Source organism: Natronorubrum thiooxidans, assembly GCF_900156475.1.
Lineage (GTDB): Archaea > Halobacteriota > Halobacteria > Halobacteriales > Natrialbaceae > Natronorubrum > Natronorubrum thiooxidans.
On the sequence record NZ_FTNR01000005.1, the window covers coordinates 124,603 to 144,139 of the forward strand.

Consider the following 19,537-nt stretch of genomic DNA (forward strand, 5'->3'; position numbering starts at 1 on the left):
CCACCGACTCGCCGGCAATGGAGCCATCTCGAGACGAGCACGACGAAATGCAAACGCGAACTGCGCAATGAAACTACTCAAATACACGATCTACAGGCTCTTGCAGGCGATACCCGTCCTGATCGGGATCTCCGTTATTACGTTCCTGCTCGCGAACCTGGGGCCGGGCGATCCGGTCAGCCTCATGCTCCAGGGGCAGGAACACAGCGAGGAGTTGGTGCGATCGATCGAACAACGATACGGACTCGACAGACCGTTACACGAGCGCTACCTGACCTATATGGCCGGCCTGCTCGAGGGAGACCTCGGTCAGAGCATCCACTACCAGCGGCCGGTCGCCGATCTGATACTGGATCGAATTGGACCGACGCTCCTGTTGGTCCTGTCGGCGTACGCGTTCGCGCTGGCGACGGCGATTCCGCTCGGCATCGTCGCCGCCAACCGTCGGAACGAGCCGACTGACCACGCCTCGCGAATCGCCGCCCTCGTCGGCGTCAGCACCCCGTCGTTCTGGATCGGGATCGTCCTGATCCTGATCTTCGCCGTCAAACTCGGCTGGTTACCCTCGAGCGGGCTCATCTATCCGTGGCGACCGCCCAGTTCCTACCCGGGCATTAGCGGCCACCTCGAGCTATACTACGAATCGATCCGGCACTTGCTTTTGCCGATGATCGCGCTGGGGACGTTGCAGATGGCGACGATCATGCGCGTCGAGCGCACGCAGATGATCGAGTCACTGCAAGGCGAGTACGTCAAGCTCGCACGCGCCTACGGCGTCCCAGAGCGGACGATCCTTCGTAAACACGCGTTTCAGGTCGCACAGCTTCCGATTATCACCATTGTCGGGCTCAACCTGTCGACGGCGCTTGGCGGCGCGGTGCTGGTCGAGACGGTGTTCAACATCAACGGGATGGGACAGCTGTTCGTCGAGGCGATTCAGCAAAACGACTACCAGCTCGTGATGGGCGTCACAATGTTGCTCGGCGTGTTGTTCGTGGTCGGCGTCATCATCACGGACATCTCGTATGCGTACGTCGATCCGCGCGTCACCTACGGTGAGAGGGAGTAATCATGGCAGTTGGTGAATCACAACTCGAGAGCGGCACGGACACGGTGGCCGACGAGGACGATGTCGAAGCCCGCGTCGGCTGGCGATACACCGTCGCGCGGATCAAACAGGATACGACGGCCCGATGGGGGCTGTATATCGTGGCAGCCGTGCTGAGCATCGCGGTGTACGCCGTCGTGGACAGCAACCTGTCGCTGCTCACGTTCGGACTCTTGTCGGATTTCACGTTCGCGCGGCTGTTGCCGATCTTCGATCACCCCACGTACATCCCGCCACCGGGCGAGGGAACACAGCACATGCCGCCGTACTTCCCGCTTGCCGAACAATCGTGGAATCCGTTACCGGCTGGTGGCACGCTCGAGCATCCGCTCGGAACCGACCACACTGGCCGGGACTACTTCACGCGGATCGTCTACGGCACGCAGGTGTCGGTGTTCGTCGGCCTCGTCTCGACGTTCATCGGCCTCGCCGGCGGGACGGTAATCGGTGCCGTCGCCGGTTACTACGGCGGCCGCGTCGACGACGTGCTGATGCGGCTGGTCGAGACGGTCTACGCGATTCCGCCACTGATCCTCATCATCGTTTTCACCGTCTTCATCGGCGGGGCGAACATCTGGTACGCCGTGATCGGCGTGGGGGTCGCGTTCATCCCCGTCTTCGCCCGCATCATCCGGAGCCGGGTACTGAGCGTCCGCGAGATGGACTATATCGAAGCCGCACGGGCGGCCGGTGTCAGGGATCGCAACATCATCATGCGCCATGTCGTTCCCAACAGCTTCGCGCCGGTGTTGGTGTACGCGACGCTGCAGATCGGCGTGACAATCCTCATCGTAGCCGGACTCTCCTTCCTCGGCTACGGCGCACAGCCGCCGACTCCGGACTGGGGCCAGATGCTCAACATCTCCCACGGCTACATGCACTCGAACGTCTGGCTCTCGATCTGGCCGGGATTGGCGATCATGATCACCATTATGGGTTTCAACCTGTTCGGCGACGGCCTGCAGGACGCCCTCGACCCCCGAATTGACGACTAACAATGAGTTCAGAACCACTCCTTCGCGTCGAGAATCTCAAGACACAGTTCTTCACGGAAGCCGGCACCGTCCGCGCCGTCGACGGCATCTCCTTCGAGGTCTACGAGGGCGAGATCGTCGGCCTCGTCGGCGAAAGCGGCGCTGGCAAATCAGTTGCCTCGATGAGCCTACTGCGACTCGTCGAGCGTCCCGGCGAGATCGTCGCCGGCGAGGTTACCTACAAAGGTGAGACGCTCTTCGGTCTCGAGGACGGCCCCAACGGCGACCTGCGAAAACGGGACGAGATGCTCTCCAACGAGGAGATTCGGACCCGAATCCGGGGCAACGAGATTGCCGTCATCTTCCAGGACCCGATGGAGTCACTCAACCCCGTGTTCACCGTCGGCGGCCAACTGCGGGAGTTCATCGAACTCAACCGCGGACTGTCGGAGGACGAGGCTCGCCGGGAGGCGATCGACATGCTTCGAGAGGTGGGTATTCCCGATCCCGAGCAGCGCTACGAGGAGTACCCCCACCAATTCTCGGGCGGGATGCGCCAGCGCGTGCTCATCGCGATGGCGCTGGCCTGTGAACCCAGCCTCATCATCGCCGACGAGCCGACGACGGCGCTCGACGTCACCGTCGAGGGACAGATTCTCGATCTGGTCGACGACCTCCAGAAAAAGTACGGAACGAGTTTTATCTGGGTCACCCACGATCTGGGTGTCGTCGCCGAAATCTGTGACCGCGTGAACGTGATGTATCTCGGTGAGATCGTCGAACAGGCACCGGTCGACGAACTGTTCTACGACACCAAACACCCCTACACGCAGGCCCTACTCGAGTCGATGCCCAGACCCGACCGAACCGTCGCGGACCTCGAGCCGATCGAGGGCGTAATGCCGGAGGCGATCAACCCGCCCTCCGGCTGTCGGTTTCACCCGCGCTGTCCCGACGCGCGGGCAGTGTGCAAACGGGTCCATCCCGAGCCGAAAGTGGTCGCCGACGCCGACGGCGAGCCCCACCGGGCGGCCTGCGTAAAACACGACGTCTTCGACGTGGGCTACGACGAGAGTCCGCCGCTCGAGGGCGCAGTGGACGGCGAGGGAAGCCGACGAACCGACGAACCGCAGTCGGAACTCGCGGCGAATCCCGCGGGCGACGAGCCCGGAGGTGATGGCGGTGAGTAGCGACTTGCGCACGAGCGAGGCGCGCGACGCTGACCGGGACGGGCCGTTGCTCGAACTCGAGGGCGTCTCGAAGTACTTCGGGCAGGGCTCCGGCCTCTTCGGGGGCCTGCAGTTCGATCCGGACACGTTCCCGCCGATCAGCGTCGATCGCGAGCGAGTGAAGGCAGTCGACGACGTCTCCCTCGAGATCCAGCCCGGCGAGACGCTCGGGCTAGTCGGTGAGTCCGGCTGTGGCAAGTCGACGCTCGGCCGAACGATCCTGCGCCTGCTCGAGCCGACAGATGGCGATATCTACTTCCGGGGAGAGAATCTCGCGGATCTCAGCGGCGAGAAACTCCGACAGAAGCGCTCGGAGATCCAGATGATCTTCCAGGACCCACAATCGTCGCTGGACCCCCGCATGAAAGTCGGCCAGATCATCGAGGAGCCGATGCGCGCCCACGGGATGGGAGACGACGAGGGCCGAGAGGCGCGAGCGAAGGAACTCCTCGAGAAGGTCGGGCTCGATCCGCGCCACTACAACCGCTATCCCCACGCCTTCTCCGGCGGGCAGCGCCAGCGGATCAACCTCGCGCGGGCGCTGTCGGTCGACCCCGATTTCGTCGTCTGTGACGAGCCGGTCTCCGCACTCGACGTCTCGATTCAGGCGCAGGTACTGAACACGATGGAGCGGCTCCAAGATGAGTTCGGCCTCACCTATCTCTTCATCGCCCATGATCTCTCCGTGATCCGCCACATCTCCGACCGCGTTGCGGTGATGTATCTCGGCCACATCGTCGAAGTCGCCGAGAAAGAGGAACTGTTCGAAAACCCCCAGCACCCGTATACGAAGGCATTACTCGAGTCCATTCCCGTGCCCGACCCACGGGAGTCTGGCGCTCGTGGCGTCCTCGAGGGCGAGGTTCCAAGCCCGCAGAATCCGCCGTCGGGCTGTCGGTTCCGGACCCGGTGTCCACAGCTGATCGCCCCCGAGGCGTACGAACTCACAGAGGAAGAGTGGGCACACACCCGGGCATTCATGCGTGCGGTCAAACGGCGGACGTTCGAGCCAATAGCAGCCGCCGAGATGCGCCGGGAGTTCTTCGACGACGACCTCCCGCGTGGGGACGCAGGCGAAATCGTCAGGGACGCGATCGACGCGATCGCCACGGACACCGAACGCGGTGGCGAGTCGGCCGACGAGCGCGACGGCTGGGCGGAGGCGACCGACCACCTGCTCGAGCCGTTCGCCGAACAGAGTATCTGTGCGCGTGAACGGCCCGCCTACGACCTCGAGCCGGCGTACGGATCGGGCGAACACTTCGCGGCGTGTCATCGCCACCGGTGATAGCTCGGCACCGACTCGAGAAAGCTATCTGATTTCGTACGTTTGTGAATAGTCCGCTAGTCTCACAAAAATGGTTCCGCTAATCGACTGTATCTCGCGTTGATACCGTCTGAAGCGTTCGTTTACGATGTCGAACCTATTTCGATGCTCGCCGTCTGAACAACACGATCTTTCATTTCGAAAATACTTATGTGCCCCCCTTTCTATTTACTCATGTATGAGTAAGATCCTGGCAGCCGTCACGGCAGGCACGCAGCGAATCGCAAAGGCACGACGAACAGTCGCCCACTCCCCGCAGTTCGGCGATGACCAATCGACGGACGAAGACGGCCGGCCGGTGACCCGCATTTCACCGGGTGGCTTCCTCACCGGGTGAGGAAGCGATTCATGACCACCGCTTGCGCTCGTTTTCTCTGCAGTTGATCGAATCCGACCAGGTCGACCTCACTCGAGGACCGACGACGGGTGTTTGAGGTAGACGTCCTGCTCGGTCACGCGCTGGTAGAGTTCGTACAGCGTCTCGACCGCCGTCTCGTCCGGAGTGAACCGGATGTGGGGCGCGGAGTGATAGCCGCGACAGCTGATCAGGAAGAAGTACAGCGTTCGATGGTGGGCCGGCGTCGCGTCGACGACACCCAGCGGTCGGCCGCCGAGGTCGTCCGAGAAGTCGTTGAGCAGCGCCGCGATATCGTCTTGTAGCTGTTCGTCCGGGCGATACTGTGGAATCCCGAACGTCTGTTGCATGTACGTCGTCGCCGCCTCGAGAAACGGATTCGAGTCCAGGCCAGTCGGATCGACGGTCTGGAACGTCTCGTATAACTCGAGGACTGTCGAGAGTTCGTCGCGCGTGACGGCGATCGGTAATACGGGCTCCCCGCGGGGCAGCGAGTAGTCGGGAAACGCATGCGAGCCCGGATCGGGAAGCTGGGTGAACACTTGCTCGAGCGACATACGTGGTACCACGACACACGTAGTTAAACGGTTACTGGTGGCAGGTAAACGACAGGTCCAGCGTACGGCGTTTCAGACGGGCCGCTGTCCCGACGTCCCGGTGGACCCGCGATCATCGTCAGTTGCACTGGCAGTGACGGGTGACCGTCCATCTCAGTCGGCGTCGCGTTCGATCCGGATCGTCGTCGAATCGCTCGGCCGAGACCGGTCGTCACCGGTCGCGACGAACGCCCGCAGTTCGTACTCGCCAGGATCGGGCAGGATCGATTCGCGTCTCGTCCCCTCGCCTGCACGCTCGAGGCGACCGTTCCAGGTGACCGAGACCTGTTTTCGCTCGCCGCCAGTGAACCGAAACGCCGAGGGACGAGCGCGGGTGAAACGGCGTTCGTCGCTGGCCTCGAGGATGCCGTCGACCGTCCACCCCCAGCGGCGCTGTCTGGGTGTCGGAACCGCGACGGGAACGGGAAGCCGGTTGGCGAACTCGACGGTGAGTTCGACGGGGTCGTCGCGCGCGTAGACGTCTCGATCAGTCTCGAGCGAGACGGTAACGGCACGCCGGGCGAGTGCCGTCGGCACGAGCGCCGACAGAAACGTCGCGACCGTATATCGTGAGTCGTCCGTTCCGACGCCGAACTCGTCGTCCGTGTTGGTCCCGGTGTCGCGTGGTGGCTGTGGGCCGACCATCGAGTGATACGTTACCGCTCACCGACAAAAACAGTGTGACTCCGTGGACCTGAGAGCTGGTAACAAAATGATGTCCAAAAACCGTACAGTCGCTCCAGTGAACAGGCACAGCAGACCGTATCGATCCCGATCTCACCCACACTTATCGCCATGCTGGCAGCGTCGGCGCGTCGTCCGCCTGCATCGAAAGCCAGGCTCCGTCGGCCGAGATGTCGGCGATAACGTATTCCGAACCCGAATCGCTCGAGTCGATCGAACCGACGACGGTGTCGGACGTCATGGTGTGAGATCGTGTCACCATGTATGAGAGTGACACCCACTCGTATATAAATTCGTCGGAGTAGACTGTCCATTGAAACGACTAATTAGCAGGTGGCTTTCGTGGGCGCACGAAACATTGGGTTTATACTCATTTTGGCCGTACCGTGTGGATATGAACGTAGCCGACGCGATGACGCCACGCGAGGACGTGGTCACCGTCGAACTGCCCGGCACTCGATCGGACGTCCTCGAGTACCTCCAAGAGCAGTCGTTTTCTTCGGTCCCAGTCGTCAAACCGACGGATAACGGCCCGGAGTACCGTGGATTGGTTTCACGAGACGCCCTGATCGAACAGCCCGACGAGGACCAGCTCGTCATGTTGATGAACGATGTGCCGACGACGACGGTCGAGACGTCGCTCGAGGACGTCGCGCGGACGATGGTCGAAGAGGGTGCCCGCCGCGTGCCAGTCGTCGACGGCGAGTTCGAGGGGATCATCACGGTGACCGACGTGGTCCACGCCATCGCGACGGGCGATCAGGCAACCGAGGGCGTCGTCGAGGGCTACGCGAGCGAGAACGTGAACACGACCTACGAAGGCGCACCGCTGCCGGTCGCCGAGCGAGAACTCTTCTACGCGAACGTGCCCTACACCGTTGCGCTGTCCGACGACGGGCGGATGAGCGGTGTTCTCACCGAGGTCGACATCATCGACGTCGCCCGTATCGTCGAGGGCGAGGAGTCGACGGGCGACAACTTCCCGGATCAGGATTCGGAGTGGTCCTGGGAGGGCATCAAAGCCGTCGGCAGCCGCTATCTCCCGACGCGGGACATCGAGCTTCCGACCGGTCCCGTCAGCGAGTTCATGACCGACGACGTGGTGACGGTCTCGGCGCAGACGACCGTTCAGGAGGCCGCACAGCGGATGATCAGCAACGACATCGAACAGATTCCGGTGCTCACGGGCGAACAGCTCGTCGGCATCGTCCGCGACATCGATCTACTGGAGGCGTTGTATGAGTAAGAACCAACAGGCGGAGACGGACGCAGACGATCCGACAACCGACCACACGAGCGAAAAACTGGTCGAGCTAGCCAAGCGCCGCGGCTACTTTTTCCAGTCGTCGGGCTCCTACGGCAGTGTCGGCGGCTTCTACACCTTCGGCCCGCAGGGAGCGGCGCTGAAAGGCAACGTCGAGGACGCCTGGCGCGATCGCTTTGCACTCGCCGAAGGCAACATGGAGATCGACGCGCCGACGATCATGCCCGAACCCGTCTTCGAAGCCTCGGGCCATCTCGATGGCTTCGACGACATGCTGATCGAGTGTCCCGAGTGTGGGACGAGCAGCCGTGCAGACCACCTCGTCGAGGACAACACGATGTACGAGGACGCCGAGAGCCTCGAGATCCCTGAAGTCGAGGAGGTCATCGCCGAGTACGAACTCGTCTGTCCTGAGTGCGGTGCTGGCCTCGCTGACGTCGCCGTCGAGGACTTCAACCTCATGTTCGCGACCAATATCGGCCCCGGAGACTCCCAACCGGGCTACTTACGGCCCGAGACGGCACAGGGCATCTTCGTCGAGTTCCCGCGGCTCAAGGAGTACGCCCGCAACCAGCTTCCGTTCGGCGTCACCCAGATCGGCCGGGCCTACCGCAACGAGATCAGCCCGCGACGCTCGATCATCCGTACCCGCGAGTTCACCCAGGCCGAACTCGAGTACTTCATCGACCCAGAGGAGGACGAACCCGACCTCTCGGCGGTCGAAGACGTCGAAGTCACGCTCTACCCGGCAACCGAGCAGAACGACGAGGATGGCGACGAGATCCAGACGACGATCGGTGACGCCGTCGCCGACGACGTGATCGCCAGTCCGTGGGTCGCTTACTTCCTCGGCGTCGCCAAGCCGTGGTACGAGGCCGTCGGCGTCGATATGGACCGCTTCCGCTTCCGCCAGCACCTCTCGGGCGAGCGCGCCCACTACGCGAGCGACTGCTGGGACGCCGAAAGCGAAATCGACGGCAACTGGATCGAGATGGCCGGCTTCGCCTACCGCGGCGACTATGACCTCTCGAAACACAGCGAACACTCCGGCGACCGCTTTACGGTCTTCAAGCAGTACGACGAGCCGAAGACGGTCGAGCGCGCCACCGTCGACCCCGACATGAGCTACCTCGGTCCCGAGTTCGGCGGCGACGCAGGGGCTGTCGTGGAGGAACTCGAGGCGCTTGCAGCCCGCGACCGCACTGCCTTCGAGGGCGACACGGTCGAATTCGAACTCGAGGGCGAGACTCACGAGATCCCCGTCGAGAAGACCGGCTTCGCGGTCGAAGCGCAAACCGAATCCGGCGAGCACATCATCCCCCACGTCGTCGAACCCTCCTTCGGTGTCGACCGGCTCGTCTACACCGTTCTCCACCACGCCTACCGAGAGGACGAGGTCGACGGCGAAGAGCGAACGTTCCTCGAACTCGAGCCCGAAGTCGCCCCGACGTTCGTCGGCGTCTTCCCGCTGCAAAGCGACGCGGAACTCGAGGCCCATGCCGGCGAGATCGTCGACGACCTGCGCGAGGCCGGCCTCTCGGTCACCTACGACGACTCGGGCAACATCGGGCGGCGCTACCGCCGGCAGGACGAGGTCGGCACGCCGTTCTGTGTGACGGTCGACTACGAGACCGTCGAGGCCGACGAGACGACCGTCACGATCCGCGAGCGAGACACGACCGACCAGAAGCGCCTCCCCGTCGACGAGCTGGCGGAGACGCTGTCGGCGATCCGCGAAGGCGACCTCGAGTTCGAGGAACTGTAGCGTCTCGAGGACCGTTTTCGGGGAGACTGTTTTATGCTGGCGGCGCGTTTGCTGCGTTCGAATGTCGAGCGACAACGACACGGTTGATCACCGGGTACGTGCCGACGACAGCGCGGTTCACAGCGTGTGGGACAACGGCCTCGAGCCGGCGTGTACGGTCGAACCGGGCGACGTCGTCCGCTTCGAGTGTCGAGACGCGACGAACGGCCAACTCGGCCCCGACGCGACGGTTGCGGATCTCGCCACGCTGGACGTCGGCCCCGTCCACCCGCTGACCGGCCCGGTCGCGATCGAGGGTGCACAGCCGGGTGACGTCCTCCAGATCGATATCCTCGAGATCGACCACGACGGCTGGGGGTACACGCTGGTGCTCCCGGGGGAGATGGAACTCGGACTCCTGGCCGAGGAGTTCCCGGAGCCGGCACTGCACGTCTGGGACCTCGCAGACGACGTCGGCGAATTCGTCGACGGGATCGAGGTGCCTCTCGATCCGTTCCCTGGCGTGATCGGTGTTGCACCAGCCGAGGACGGTACACACAGCACGTTCCCGCCGCGGTCGGTCGGCGGAAATCTGGACGTCAAACAGCTCACGGCAGGGTCGACGCTATATCTCCCCGTCGCGATTGAGGGGGCCCTGTTCAGCATCGGCGACGGCCACGCCGCACAGGGCGATGGCGAGGTCTGTGGCACCGGCATCGAGGCCCCGATGACCGTCACGTGCCGGTTCGACCTTCGGTCGGACCTGTCGCTCGAGAGCCCGCAGTTCGAAACGACGGGGCCGTTCACTTCGACCGGTCGTGACGAACCGATGTACGGGACGACGGGGATCGCGGACGACCTCATGGACGCGACTCGCATAGCTATCCGGCACATGATCGACCACCTGCACGACGAGCGCGGCCTCACCCGAACCGAGGCCTACATGCTGTGTGCTGTGGCCGTCGACCTGAAGCTCAATGAGGTGGTCAACGCGCCGAACTGGGCCGTGTCCGCGTACCTTCCGGAGAGCATCTTCCCGGCGGCGAATCGTCGGTCGACGACGGCGAACTGTGACTGACACGAATCGGAGTACTCGTCGAACAGTCGTCCTCTCTGCCGAGACAGCCGGCTAGGAAGGCGAATCGCCAGACAGCATCGCGGGTACCTCGAACCCAACGCTCGTCCTCATAGAAGCCGAAAACGACACCATCGGCTGGAACGAGGGCGACGGCGCGAACCACAACCTCGAGTTCACGGCCAGTTCCGAGACGACGACCGACATCTGTGAACCTCACAGCACCACGATGGTCGGCGACCTGCAGGTCGAATAACGCGTTTCTGTAGGTGTTTTTTGAGCCGCGGTTCCAGTACCGTACAGGTACGGGCCCGTGTAGTGGCCGCTCACCGTCCACGTGCCGACCGTTCGAACACTGCAGTGTGGCGTTCACACGACGCCACGACGGTTACGCCTCCGTCGGCGCTCGAGGCTGCGCCGCCGAAATATTCCTCGACAATAATGTCCTATTTTTATAACAACGAGGGTCAAGATTGTATATATGAATGACACGAATCGAGTGAGGCGTCGAGCGGTGCTTCAGGTCGCCGGCGGAGCAGCGATCGCGTCGATCGTCGCAGGCTGTCTCGACCGGAGCCGCGTCGATTCCGAGTCATCACTCGGCGCTGGTGGCGATGCGAACGGAACAACTGACGAGACTGACGGCACGGAAAACGAGACGGCCTCGAGCGACACGACCGACGAATCCGACGCAGCGGACGCCGACGCGGACGCGTCGGCCGACGACGAGGAGACAGCGTCCGAGTCTGACCTCGAGGATGACATGCCATCGGACGACGACCACGAGGAGACGGAGTCGGTGGGACCGATCGCAATCGACCCGGGAACGCGCATCGTCCTCTACGGCGGGACGGCCGCGTGGGAAGGCCTCGAGCCAGCGCCGATCGAGGGTGTCGAGAACCCGACGCTCGTGCTCAAGGACGGCGAGACCTACGAGATCGGCTGGCAAGAAGGCGACGGCATGGTGCACAACCTCGAGCTCCGAAACGCGGACGGAACCGTCGTCGACGATCTCGCGACGGAGCTGGCTTCTGAGGGTGGCGACGAACAGTTCCTCGAGTTCACGGCGAGTCCCGAGCTGGCACAGTACGTCTGTGCTCCCCACGAAGTGACCATGGTCGGCGACCTGCAGGTCGAATAACGCGTTTCTGTAGGCGTTTTTCGCGGTGACAGCCGCTCGACACTGATCAGTCGCAGACGTAAGCAACACCTACAAATCATAATTTCGCTAATATCACACAGTCCAGTGGTGGGCATCGGTGCCACAGATTGATCGAGCAACAAACTGAATCTCCCGCTGGCAGTCGATACTATGTCGAGATAGCTGTTTGAACAGTAGAACATGAAATATTATTAATGACAGATAAAACATACAACTATGACCGACACGAATCGGATTACTCGTCGAACAGTGGTACAGGTCGCCGGTGGAACAGTCGCTGCGTCGATTCTCGCAGGCTGTACGAAAGTGATGTCGACGACGGCACAGCGCCAAACGATGAGGACGAAGACAGTACAGAAGACGAGACAATATCGAGCGATGGGGACGATACTGAATCTGACGAGGACGTGTCGACAGATGATGACCACGAGACGACGGACCCGATCGATGCGATCAAGCCGGGAACGCGAATCGTCCTCTATGCCGAGACGGCCGGCTGGGAAGGCGAATCGCCAGACAGCATCATGGGTACCTCGAACCCAACGCTCGTCCTCATAGATGGCAAAAATTACACGATCGGCTGGAACGAGGGCGACGGCGCGATGCACAACCTCGAGATCCGCGACGCAGAAGGGAACGTTGGCTATGGCCTCAAGACGGATTTGAGCTCCGAGGGTGGCGACGACCAGTTCCTCGAGTTCACGGCCAACGCAGCGATGGATCACTACGTCTGTCAGCCCCACAGCACCACGATGGTCGGCGACATTCAGATCAAATAACCGGTTTCTGTAGGTGGTTTTTGAGCGGCGGCATCTCGACACCCGTCGGTCACGGGCTCGGATAGCCAGTTGGGACGGTGTTGCGTGCTCGGCGAGTGAAGGCGTACGCGACGCTATGCAACGCGGTGAACACAGCGCAAAAGGTCGTTGCTATTGGATATGGCCTTCGCGACGGAGCTGGTCGGCTTCACTTTTTTCATACCGCCAGGTGATGTCGGCCTTCTCGTCTTGCCAGTCCCACGGTTCGACGAGGACGACGTCGTCTTCACGGATCCAGATTCGCTTTTGCATCTTGCCGGGAATACGTGCAGTGCGCTCTGTCCCGTCTGCACAGCGTACTTTTACGCGGTTCGCTCCGAGCATGTTGGTGACGGTCGCGAAAACCTCATCATCCTCAGGCATCCGGAGGTTCTTCCGACCGCCCTCGCCGTCGTCACTCATGGCCTGTAGTTCACATTCGAGCGGTTTAATCCTTTATCGATTCAGTGGCTGATCCGGAGCCACCGTCGGCCCTCGAAACCGGAAAACCACGCCGTTTATTTCCTTTGGCTGGCCAGCCTTCGTATGCTGAAAAACCTCGGCCCGCAGGGAATCGCCGGCCTCCTGATCGTTCTCGCTGGAGTTGCGCTTATCGCCTATCAAAACCTGCTGATCGCCGCCGGCATGGCCCTCGTCCTCGCCGGCCTCGGCATCCTCGTCAAGGCGCTGATCTCGGGCATGCTCCAGAGCTTCGGGATGTTTTAACGGCGAGTTCGCTCTCACAACCGCTCGAGTCCGGGCCTATCTCACGGTATCGCCCGCTCGATGCTCACTGATGAGTTGGTCGACCATCGCCGCCTTCTGGTCGCGCTGGCGCTCCATCGCGCGGTCGTGCCAGTCGTCGATGACCGCCTCGACGTCGTCCTCGCGGGCGACCGCGAGTTCGTCGACTTCCTGCATCGCGACGTCGTCGGCCGGGCCAACCGGAATCTCATTGTCGAAGAGGATCTCGTCGGCGACCTCCGAGAGCCCGCCCTGTTTCAGGACGACCCGTGGCTCGAACGTGGCGAGCAGTTCGGCCGTCGAACGGCCCGCCCCGCTTGCATCCCGCAGGAAGACGATGTCGCCAGCGGCGATGCCGTACTGTTCGTTGGCCTCGCGAAGCGCTCCCTTCGTGAACTTCTCGACGACCTTGACCGGCACCAGCCCCTCTTTCTCCGCCGACACGTCGCTGAAGTTCGAGTGATCGAGCTTCCAGAGTGCTTTCATCCGGTCGACTTTCCGCTCGAGGTCGTCGACCGTCTCGCGGGCCGCGTCGCGTTCGCGCTCGAGGCGATTCGCCTTCCGTTCGAGGCGACTCACCTCACGGTCCTTCCGAACTTGGGTTCGTTCCTCGCGACGCGCGAGGGTGAGTTTCGACTCGAGTTCCTCGATGCGCTCGTCGCGGTCCTCGAGCCGTCCTTCAAGCGTTCCGACGTGTGACTGGAGCCGCTCGACCTGTCGCTCGAGGTCTTTGATCCGTTGTTCTTCGGGCGTCAGTTCCCGGGGTTCGTGCTCGGTGGACTCCGTCGTGCTCTCCTCGTCGTCGTCCAGATCCCGAAGGACAGCCTCGACGCTTTCCTCGTCGGCGACGACACGCGCCGTCACCTCGCCGCGGTCGAGCCCCGGCGGGAGCTTGGTGGCGATGCGCTCGAACTGGTCTTCGTGGGCGTCGAAGGCATACAGCGCCGCGGCCATCGCATCGCGCTGGTGGTCGTCGTCGTAGGGATCGTCGCGCGTACGGTGTTGTTTCTCGTCGATCGGGAGATCGCTCTTGGGTATCCAACCCGCGGCGTCGAAGCTCCGGCGGAACTTCTCGACCGTCTCGGGCATCGGCGTCACGTCCGCCGCGACGATGATCGGGCGGCCACGCTCGACGATCCACTCGATGACGTCGGCGGTATCGCTGGTCCGCGAACTCCAGACGTCTAACACCTCTCCCTCGAGAGAGACGATCGCTGCCGCTGTCGTCGTGCCGGGATCGATGCCGACGATGACGTGATCCCGGCGTTTGGCAAGCGGGCGGAACTCGATCCCATCCCGACGCTCGCGTTCGATCTCGACGCGGACGTCACCCGAGCGATTTCTCGAGACCGGAATGTCGCTGGGGCGGGCCGAGACGGTGAAGACGGCGTTCGCGTAGCCGCCGTAGGCCTCCCGGATCTCCCGGTCGTACTCGAGGTTTTCGGCCTCGAGTTCGGACTCGACTTCTCGCGATCGTTTCCTGACGGAGCCGTGGATGCGGCGCGTATAGCGATCCTCGCTCCAGCCGCCGCTGCCAGTCGACCGGCCCCGTGAGACCTTGACTTCGGTCGTATCGGTAAACGCCGAGACCTCGTGGCCGACGTTGTGGGCGGCCAGCCGGGCGGCGGCCTCGGCCTCCTGCATCGGCTCTTTGCCGTAGGGAATCCCGTGGCGTTTCGCGACTCGAGAGAGCGGTTCGGGCTGTTCGGCCCCTGTTACCTGGACGAGCATCGTCTCGGCGGGCAGCGAGCCCAGAAAGTGAATCAGCTGGTCCTTGTCGGCTGCCAGCTCGTACATGTTGTCCGTCGCGATGATCGCCGGCTCCTCGTCGTCGATCAGCCGCCGGAGTTTGCGGTGGGTCACGACGTCTCGCGTGAGGTCGTCGCCGTCGTAGACCACGAGGGCGTACGACGGGGCATCGCCCCGCACGTCACCGCTTTGAATATCGACCCCGAAGACGACTGCATCGAGGGCACTCGTTCGCGTACTCACGGGCGGCCCTAGGGGCGAGTCAGGTATAAATCCGACGCGGGTTCACGCCGACTCTCAGTAGCTACTCGATTCGCAATTGGATGTGAAACGGAAACGGTCGATTCGAAAACTACAGATTCTCATTGCTTATCGGAACGGGTCACACCAAAGAACTAAGAGATAGATCAAATCACATTTTCAACTGCCAATGACAGACGATGAAACCATGATAACAGACTCTCTGGGACTGCTCGTATTTTTCCTGTCATCGCTCGTCGCCATTTTTATTGGCCCGCTCGAAGCAGTTCTGGCAATCGGGTTATACTGGCTGTTTGAATCCGAGTCCGAGAATACAGCAACAGAGTGAACGGAACTGTACTATACAGCCGTGTCAACTCTGGCTTCAATATTATCATCATCAAATAGAGGCATACCCTGTCTCACATCACCGCTACCGCATATCTGCTCAGCATTGTCTCGTGAACAATTCATAGCCAGTCCCCACGTGGTTTCTCACGGACAGTCCAAAACTCCAATACAAATAAGCATGAGTAGTATAATATGTATTACATACTGATGTCCGAACAAGCTCTTTCAGGGGCACTCGAGGCGGGGAGAGAACTGTGTTCGACGGCAGCGCGGTCTAAGCTGATCACGATGCACGGAGCGTCCACGCGTGGGGCGGTCAACAGTGGTGGGGCATAATCATGGACGTGTCAGTACTCGTCTCGTTGCTGATCGTCTCGGGCTCGGTCGTCATGTTCAGTTCGATTCTCTATACGAGAACGCTGCTTCAGCAACTTACAGAGACCACGTATCGACGACGGTGGCGAGGATTGTTCGCACTGATGGCGCTTTTTTTGGCTGGATACGTCGCTGCGATTTGGATCTCAGTTACTGGGTACGAGGTGCTGTTTCAGATCCTTACCGGGCTCGTGTTCCTGTTCGGTGCGATGTTCGTGTTTCTCGTGGTCAACACTGGGTTACTGACGGTCAACGACCTCCAGGAGAAAAGCGAGTCACTTCAGACGAAGATAGAAGACACAGAGGAGGCACGACGCGAGGCTGTTCGCCTGCGCGAAGAAACGGATCGGCTCAATGCCCATCTCGAGGAGCAAGCCGACGAGTACGCCGACGTGATGCAAGCGTGTGCGGCCGGTGATCTGACTCGTCGGATGGATCCCGAATGTGAAAACGACGCAATGAGCGAGATCGCAACCGAATTCAACGAGATGGTCGCAACGATCGAGTCGACCGTCGAGTATCTCAAACGGTTCTCGGACGACGTTGCCGTCGCCTCCGAACAAGCGACGGCCAACTCCGAGGAGGTTCGGTCGGCGTCGGAGCAAGTCACGGAATCCATTGAAGCGATCGCGAGCGGCACAGAGCGACAACACGAACGGCTGCAGTCAGTCGACCACGAGATCGGCGGCCTCTCGAGTACGATCGAAGAGATCGCATCGTCGTCGAATCAGGTAGCAGATATTGCAGAACGAACCGTCCAGACTAGCGACGACGGGCACGAAGCCGCCCAGTCGACGATCGACGGAATGAACGAGATCGAAGCTGAATCCGAGCAGGCACTCGAGGAAATCGAACTGCTGCAGTCCGAAATCGATCAGATCGACGAGTTAGTCGAGGTCATCACGGCGGTCGCAGAGCAGACGAACATGCTGGCGCTCAACGCGAATATTGAGGTTGCCAGATCGGCCGATGCTGGCGGTGATGGGTTTGGTGCGGTCGCAACCGAGGTCAAAGAGCTCGCCGCGGAGACCAAAGATGCGGCCGAGGACATCGAACTGCTCATCGACGAAATCAAAGGCCAGACCGACCGAACGGCCGAACGGGTTCGGGAAACTCGCGAGACAGTTGGCGACCACTGCGAGTCGGTCGAGAACGTCGCAGACTCACTCGAGGAAATCGCAATGTACGCCCGGACCACGAACGACGGCGTTCAGGACATCTCCGCGGCGACCCAACAGCAGGCTGCCTCGACCCAGCAGGTCGTCGCGATGGTCGACGAGGCGACCGTGATTTCGGAGACGACTACCACTGAGGCAGAGACCGTCGCTACAGCCGCCAAAGAGCAGACTGGCGCGCTCTCTGAAATGTCACAGACTGTTAGCGATCTCGCCCAGCAGGCGTCACTGCTCTCCGAGGAACTCGAGACGTTCACGACTGATACCAGTGTGACCACGACACCGAACGCACCGCACTCGACCTAATTGGTCGTTCAGTGGGATTCAAACACCGCTCGAGCGCCGACTTAGAGGTCAGCGACGTCTTCGATGGCGTCGGTCAGCTCTTTGATCGATTCGAGGTCGTGTTCGCCCATGTGGCCGATACGGAACGTCTGCTCGCCGAGTTGGGAGCCGTAGCCGTTCGAAAAGGCCATATCGTACTCCTCGTTGATGGTCTCGATGGTTTCGGCGACGTCGATCCCCTGTGTGTTCTCAATACAGGCCACGGTCTGAGACTCGTAGCCCTCCTCGGGGAACATGGCGAAGTGTTCGTCGGCCCACTCGCGGACGTATTCGGCCATCTCGCGGTGGCGCTCGCTCCGCGCCTCGTGGCCCTCCTCGAGCATGTACTTCATCTGTTTGCGGTAGGCGAGCATGATCGGGATGGCGGGCGTGGAATGAGTCTGGCCTTTCCGCTCGTAGTAGTCGATCGTCCGCTGGAAGCCGCCGTACCACGAGGCGGAGTCTTTCTCGAGTTCGCGCTCGTAGGCGTCGTCGCTAACGACACAGATCGCCAGTCCCGGCGGCATCGCGAAGGCTTTCTGTGAGGAGGCGAAGATGACGTCGATGTTGTGCTCGTCGATGTCGACGTAGTCGCCGCCAAGCGAGGAGACGGCGTCGACGACGAAGTAGGTGTCCGGATACTCGGCGACGACGTCACCGATCTCCTCGATTGGGTTGCGGACGCCGGTCGAACTCTCGTTCATCACGGTCGCGACCACGTCGTAGTCGGTGTCGCTCTCCTCGAGTTCAGCGCGGATGTCCTCGGGCTTGATGGCCTCTCCCCACTCGTACTCGAGGCGGTCGACGTTTTTGCCCAGTCGCTCGGCGACGTTGGCGTGGCGCTCGCTGAAGCTGCCACAGGTCGGGACGAGGATGTTCTCGTCAACGAGGTTGAGCGTCGACGCCTCCCAGAACTCCGTCCCCGAACCCGTGAGGATGACGACCTCGTTGTCGGTGCCGAGGAACTCCTTCGTGTCCTCGACGATGGTCGTATAGAGGTCGGTCATCTGGTCCATGCGGTGGCCGAACATCGGCTCGCACATCGCCTCGATGACGTCCTCGCGCACTTCGGTCGGACCCGGAATATACAGCGTCTTGTCGGGATAATCGGCTTTGTATTCGCGTTTTTCGGTCACAGAAACCACCTGATACGGTCTACTGAGTCGTGGGGTGGTATGGTACTTTTGATACCGCACTGAGAAGGCAATGACTGTTATCGTGTCCCAGAATAGCATGGGCCGGTATGTCGGGCTGACGGACAGCAGACCGTCTCAATCGTCTGGATACGGAATCTCGAGTGTCTGGCCGTCGTCGGGAACGAGCACCTCGCCGTCGAAGATCGCCTCAGCTTGTTCGCGATGATCGTCGGCATAGCCCGCATACCGCGAGGAGAGATGCATCAGAGCAAGTCGCTCCGCGCCGGCTCTGTTGGCGATTTCGGCGGCCTGTCGAGCCGTCGAGTGGGCGGTTGTCGCAGCTCGATCGGCGCGGTCGTCGGCGAACGTGGCGTCGTGGATCAACAGGTCGGGCTCGTCGGTGACCTCGATCGTCGCCGTCGTCGGTCGTGTATCCCCAGTGTAGACGATCGAGCGGCCGGTGCGGGGCTCGCCGACGACCTGTTCAGGTTCGACGACGGTCCCGTCCTCGAGTTCGACAGACTCGCCCGCATGGAGTGTCGAGAACTTTGGTCCCACGGGAACGCCGAGTTCCTCGGCGTGGTCGCGGTCGAACCGGCCCTTGCGGTCGTCCTCGACGAGTGCGTAGCCAACCGAGCGGGTGTCGTGGTCGGTCCCGAAGACACGGACCTCGTACTCGTCGGCCCGGTAGGCGATGTCGCCATCGCCCACTTCGTTGATCCGCACCGGAAACGAGGGGCGATTGCCGAGGGCATTGACCAGGCCCTTTATTTGACGGCGTGTGCCGTGTGGCGTGTGGATCGCCAGCGGGTCCTCGCGGTCATTAAACGCCATCGTCTGGAGGAGTCCGGGGATTCCGAGCACGTGGTCGCCATGGAGGTGCGTAATGAACAGGTGTGAGATCGAGAAGCCGGTCCCAAAGCGCATCATCTGGCGCTGTGTTCCCTCACCGGCATCGAACAACAACTCGTCACCCGCTCGAGCGACGAAGAGACTGCTCGGGTTTCGCTTGGTCGTCGGAATCGCCCCAGCCGTCCCGAGAAACGTCACGCACAATGGCATCGCTCCATGCTCGGTGTGCCGTGACTAAACGCCCTTCGGATGGCCGGCGGCGGCGGTGACTGTCGC

General features: G+C 61.8%; 20 protein-coding genes. 13 read left to right on the forward strand and 7 right to left on the reverse strand.

Annotated elements, in window-relative coordinates:
• Positions 1–67 precede the first annotated feature (67 nt).
• From BW940_RS08750 to BW940_RS21780, 5 genes are all read left to right on the forward strand, one after another.
• Positions 68–1,069, forward strand: a complete 1,002-nt coding sequence (locus BW940_RS08750; RefSeq protein ID WP_076608823.1) for an ABC transporter permease — start codon at positions 68–70, stop codon at positions 1,067–1,069.
• 2 nt (positions 1,070–1,071) lie between these two features.
• A complete protein-coding gene (locus tag BW940_RS08755) occupies positions 1,072–2,103 on the forward strand; it encodes an ABC transporter permease (protein ID WP_076608824.1) in 1,032 nt (343 codons plus the stop codon).
• Positions 2,104–2,105: 2 nt separating this feature from the next.
• Positions 2,106–3,272: an ABC transporter ATP-binding protein gene (locus BW940_RS08760; RefSeq protein ID WP_076608825.1), complete on the forward strand. Its 1,167-nt coding sequence runs from the start codon at positions 2,106–2,108 to the stop codon at positions 3,270–3,272.
• Positions 3,259–4,599, forward strand: coding sequence for an ABC transporter ATP-binding protein (locus BW940_RS08765; protein WP_076608826.1), 1,341 nt, complete (start codon positions 3,259–3,261; stop codon positions 4,597–4,599). The genes BW940_RS08760 and BW940_RS08765 overlap by 14 nt, the downstream gene beginning before the upstream one ends.
• Positions 4,600–4,816: 217 nt before the next feature.
• Complete coding sequence (locus BW940_RS21780; protein WP_173834872.1) at positions 4,817–4,975, forward strand: hypothetical protein; 159 nt, start codon at positions 4,817–4,819, stop codon at positions 4,973–4,975.
• 68 nt (positions 4,976–5,043) lie between these two features.
• Here the strand turns inward: BW940_RS21780 and BW940_RS08770 are convergent, their stop codons facing one another.
• The 3 genes from BW940_RS08770 to BW940_RS21785 form a co-directional block, all read right to left on the reverse strand.
• Entirely contained in the window at positions 5,044–5,550 is a 507-nt protein-coding gene (locus BW940_RS08770; protein WP_076608827.1) for a hypothetical protein, read from the reverse strand.
• A 153-nt stretch (positions 5,551–5,703) separates the two neighbouring features.
• Positions 5,704–6,234 (reverse strand): hypothetical protein, encoded by a 531-nt coding sequence (locus BW940_RS08775; RefSeq protein ID WP_076608828.1) that lies wholly within the window; start codon positions 6,232–6,234, stop codon positions 5,704–5,706.
• A gap of 142 nt (positions 6,235–6,376) precedes the next feature.
• Entirely contained in the window at positions 6,377–6,535 is a 159-nt protein-coding gene (locus tag BW940_RS21785) for a DUF7556 family protein (protein ID WP_173834873.1), read from the reverse strand.
• A gap of 132 nt (positions 6,536–6,667) precedes the next feature.
• Here BW940_RS21785 and BW940_RS08780 point away from each other — a divergent pair, with 132 nt between their 5' ends.
• The 5 genes from BW940_RS08780 (at position 6,668) to BW940_RS08800 (ending at position 12,297) form a co-directional block, all read left to right on the forward strand.
• Positions 6,668–7,519 carry a CBS domain-containing protein gene (locus BW940_RS08780; RefSeq protein WP_076608829.1) on the forward strand — a complete coding sequence of 284 codons (852 nt, stop codon included), beginning with the start codon at positions 6,668–6,670 and terminating at the stop codon, positions 7,517–7,519.
• Positions 7,512–9,302: a glycine--tRNA ligase gene (glyS, locus tag BW940_RS08785; protein ID WP_076608830.1), complete on the forward strand. Its 1,791-nt coding sequence runs from the start codon at positions 7,512–7,514 to the stop codon at positions 9,300–9,302. The genes BW940_RS08780 and glyS overlap by 8 nt, the downstream gene beginning before the upstream one ends.
• 61 nt (positions 9,303–9,363) lie before the next feature.
• Positions 9,364–10,359 (forward strand): acetamidase/formamidase family protein, encoded by a 996-nt coding sequence (locus BW940_RS08790; RefSeq protein ID WP_076608831.1) that lies wholly within the window; start codon positions 9,364–9,366, stop codon positions 10,357–10,359.
• A gap of 478 nt (positions 10,360–10,837) precedes the next feature.
• The gene (locus BW940_RS21790; RefSeq protein ID WP_076608832.1) at positions 10,838–11,497 is read left to right on the forward strand and encodes a plastocyanin/azurin family copper-binding protein; all 660 of its coding nucleotides are present in this window, start codon (positions 10,838–10,840) and stop codon (positions 11,495–11,497) included.
• A gap of 428 nt (positions 11,498–11,925) precedes the next feature.
• The gene (locus BW940_RS08800) at positions 11,926–12,297 is read left to right on the forward strand and encodes a plastocyanin/azurin family copper-binding protein (protein WP_235847785.1); all 372 of its coding nucleotides are present in this window, start codon (positions 11,926–11,928) and stop codon (positions 12,295–12,297) included.
• A gap of 150 nt (positions 12,298–12,447) precedes the next feature.
• Here the strand turns inward: BW940_RS08800 and eif1A are convergent, their stop codons facing one another.
• Positions 12,448–12,738 carry a translation initiation factor eIF-1A gene (gene eif1A / locus BW940_RS08805; RefSeq protein ID WP_008161630.1) on the reverse strand — a complete coding sequence of 97 codons (291 nt, stop codon included), beginning with the start codon at positions 12,736–12,738 and terminating at the stop codon, positions 12,448–12,450.
• Positions 12,739–12,861: 123 nt separating this feature from the next.
• Here eif1A and BW940_RS08810 point away from each other — a divergent pair, with 123 nt between their 5' ends.
• Positions 12,862–13,041: a DUF7470 family protein gene (locus BW940_RS08810; RefSeq protein ID WP_076608834.1), complete on the forward strand. Its 180-nt coding sequence runs from the start codon at positions 12,862–12,864 to the stop codon at positions 13,039–13,041.
• A gap of 36 nt (positions 13,042–13,077) precedes the next feature.
• Here the strand turns inward: BW940_RS08810 and BW940_RS08815 are convergent, their stop codons facing one another.
• The gene (locus tag BW940_RS08815) at positions 13,078–15,051 is read right to left on the reverse strand and encodes a DUF460 domain-containing protein (protein WP_076608835.1); all 1,974 of its coding nucleotides are present in this window, start codon (positions 15,049–15,051) and stop codon (positions 13,078–13,080) included.
• A gap of 187 nt (positions 15,052–15,238) precedes the next feature.
• On the opposite strand from BW940_RS08815, the gene BW940_RS21480 reads away from it, so the two are divergent.
• Together BW940_RS21480 and BW940_RS08820 are read left to right on the forward strand one after the other, a co-directional pair.
• On the forward strand, positions 15,239–15,397 hold the full coding sequence (locus BW940_RS21480) for a hypothetical protein (RefSeq protein WP_159440161.1): 159 nt from the start codon (positions 15,239–15,241) through the stop codon (positions 15,395–15,397).
• A 340-nt stretch (positions 15,398–15,737) separates the two neighbouring features.
• Positions 15,738–17,255, forward strand: a complete 1,518-nt coding sequence (locus BW940_RS08820) for a methyl-accepting chemotaxis protein (RefSeq protein ID WP_076608836.1) — start codon at positions 15,738–15,740, stop codon at positions 17,253–17,255.
• Positions 17,256–17,296: 41 nt separating this feature from the next.
• Here BW940_RS08820 and BW940_RS08825 read toward each other — a convergent pair whose 3' ends face one another.
• Together BW940_RS08825 and rnz are read right to left on the reverse strand one after the other, a co-directional pair.
• Entirely contained in the window at positions 17,297–18,409 is a 1,113-nt protein-coding gene (locus BW940_RS08825) for a pyridoxal-phosphate-dependent aminotransferase family protein (RefSeq protein ID WP_076608837.1), read from the reverse strand.
• A gap of 135 nt (positions 18,410–18,544) precedes the next feature.
• On the reverse strand, positions 18,545–19,471 hold the full coding sequence (gene rnz / locus BW940_RS08830; protein ID WP_076608838.1) for a ribonuclease Z: 927 nt from the start codon (positions 19,469–19,471) through the stop codon (positions 18,545–18,547).
• Between the last annotated feature and the right edge of the window lie 66 nt (positions 19,472–19,537).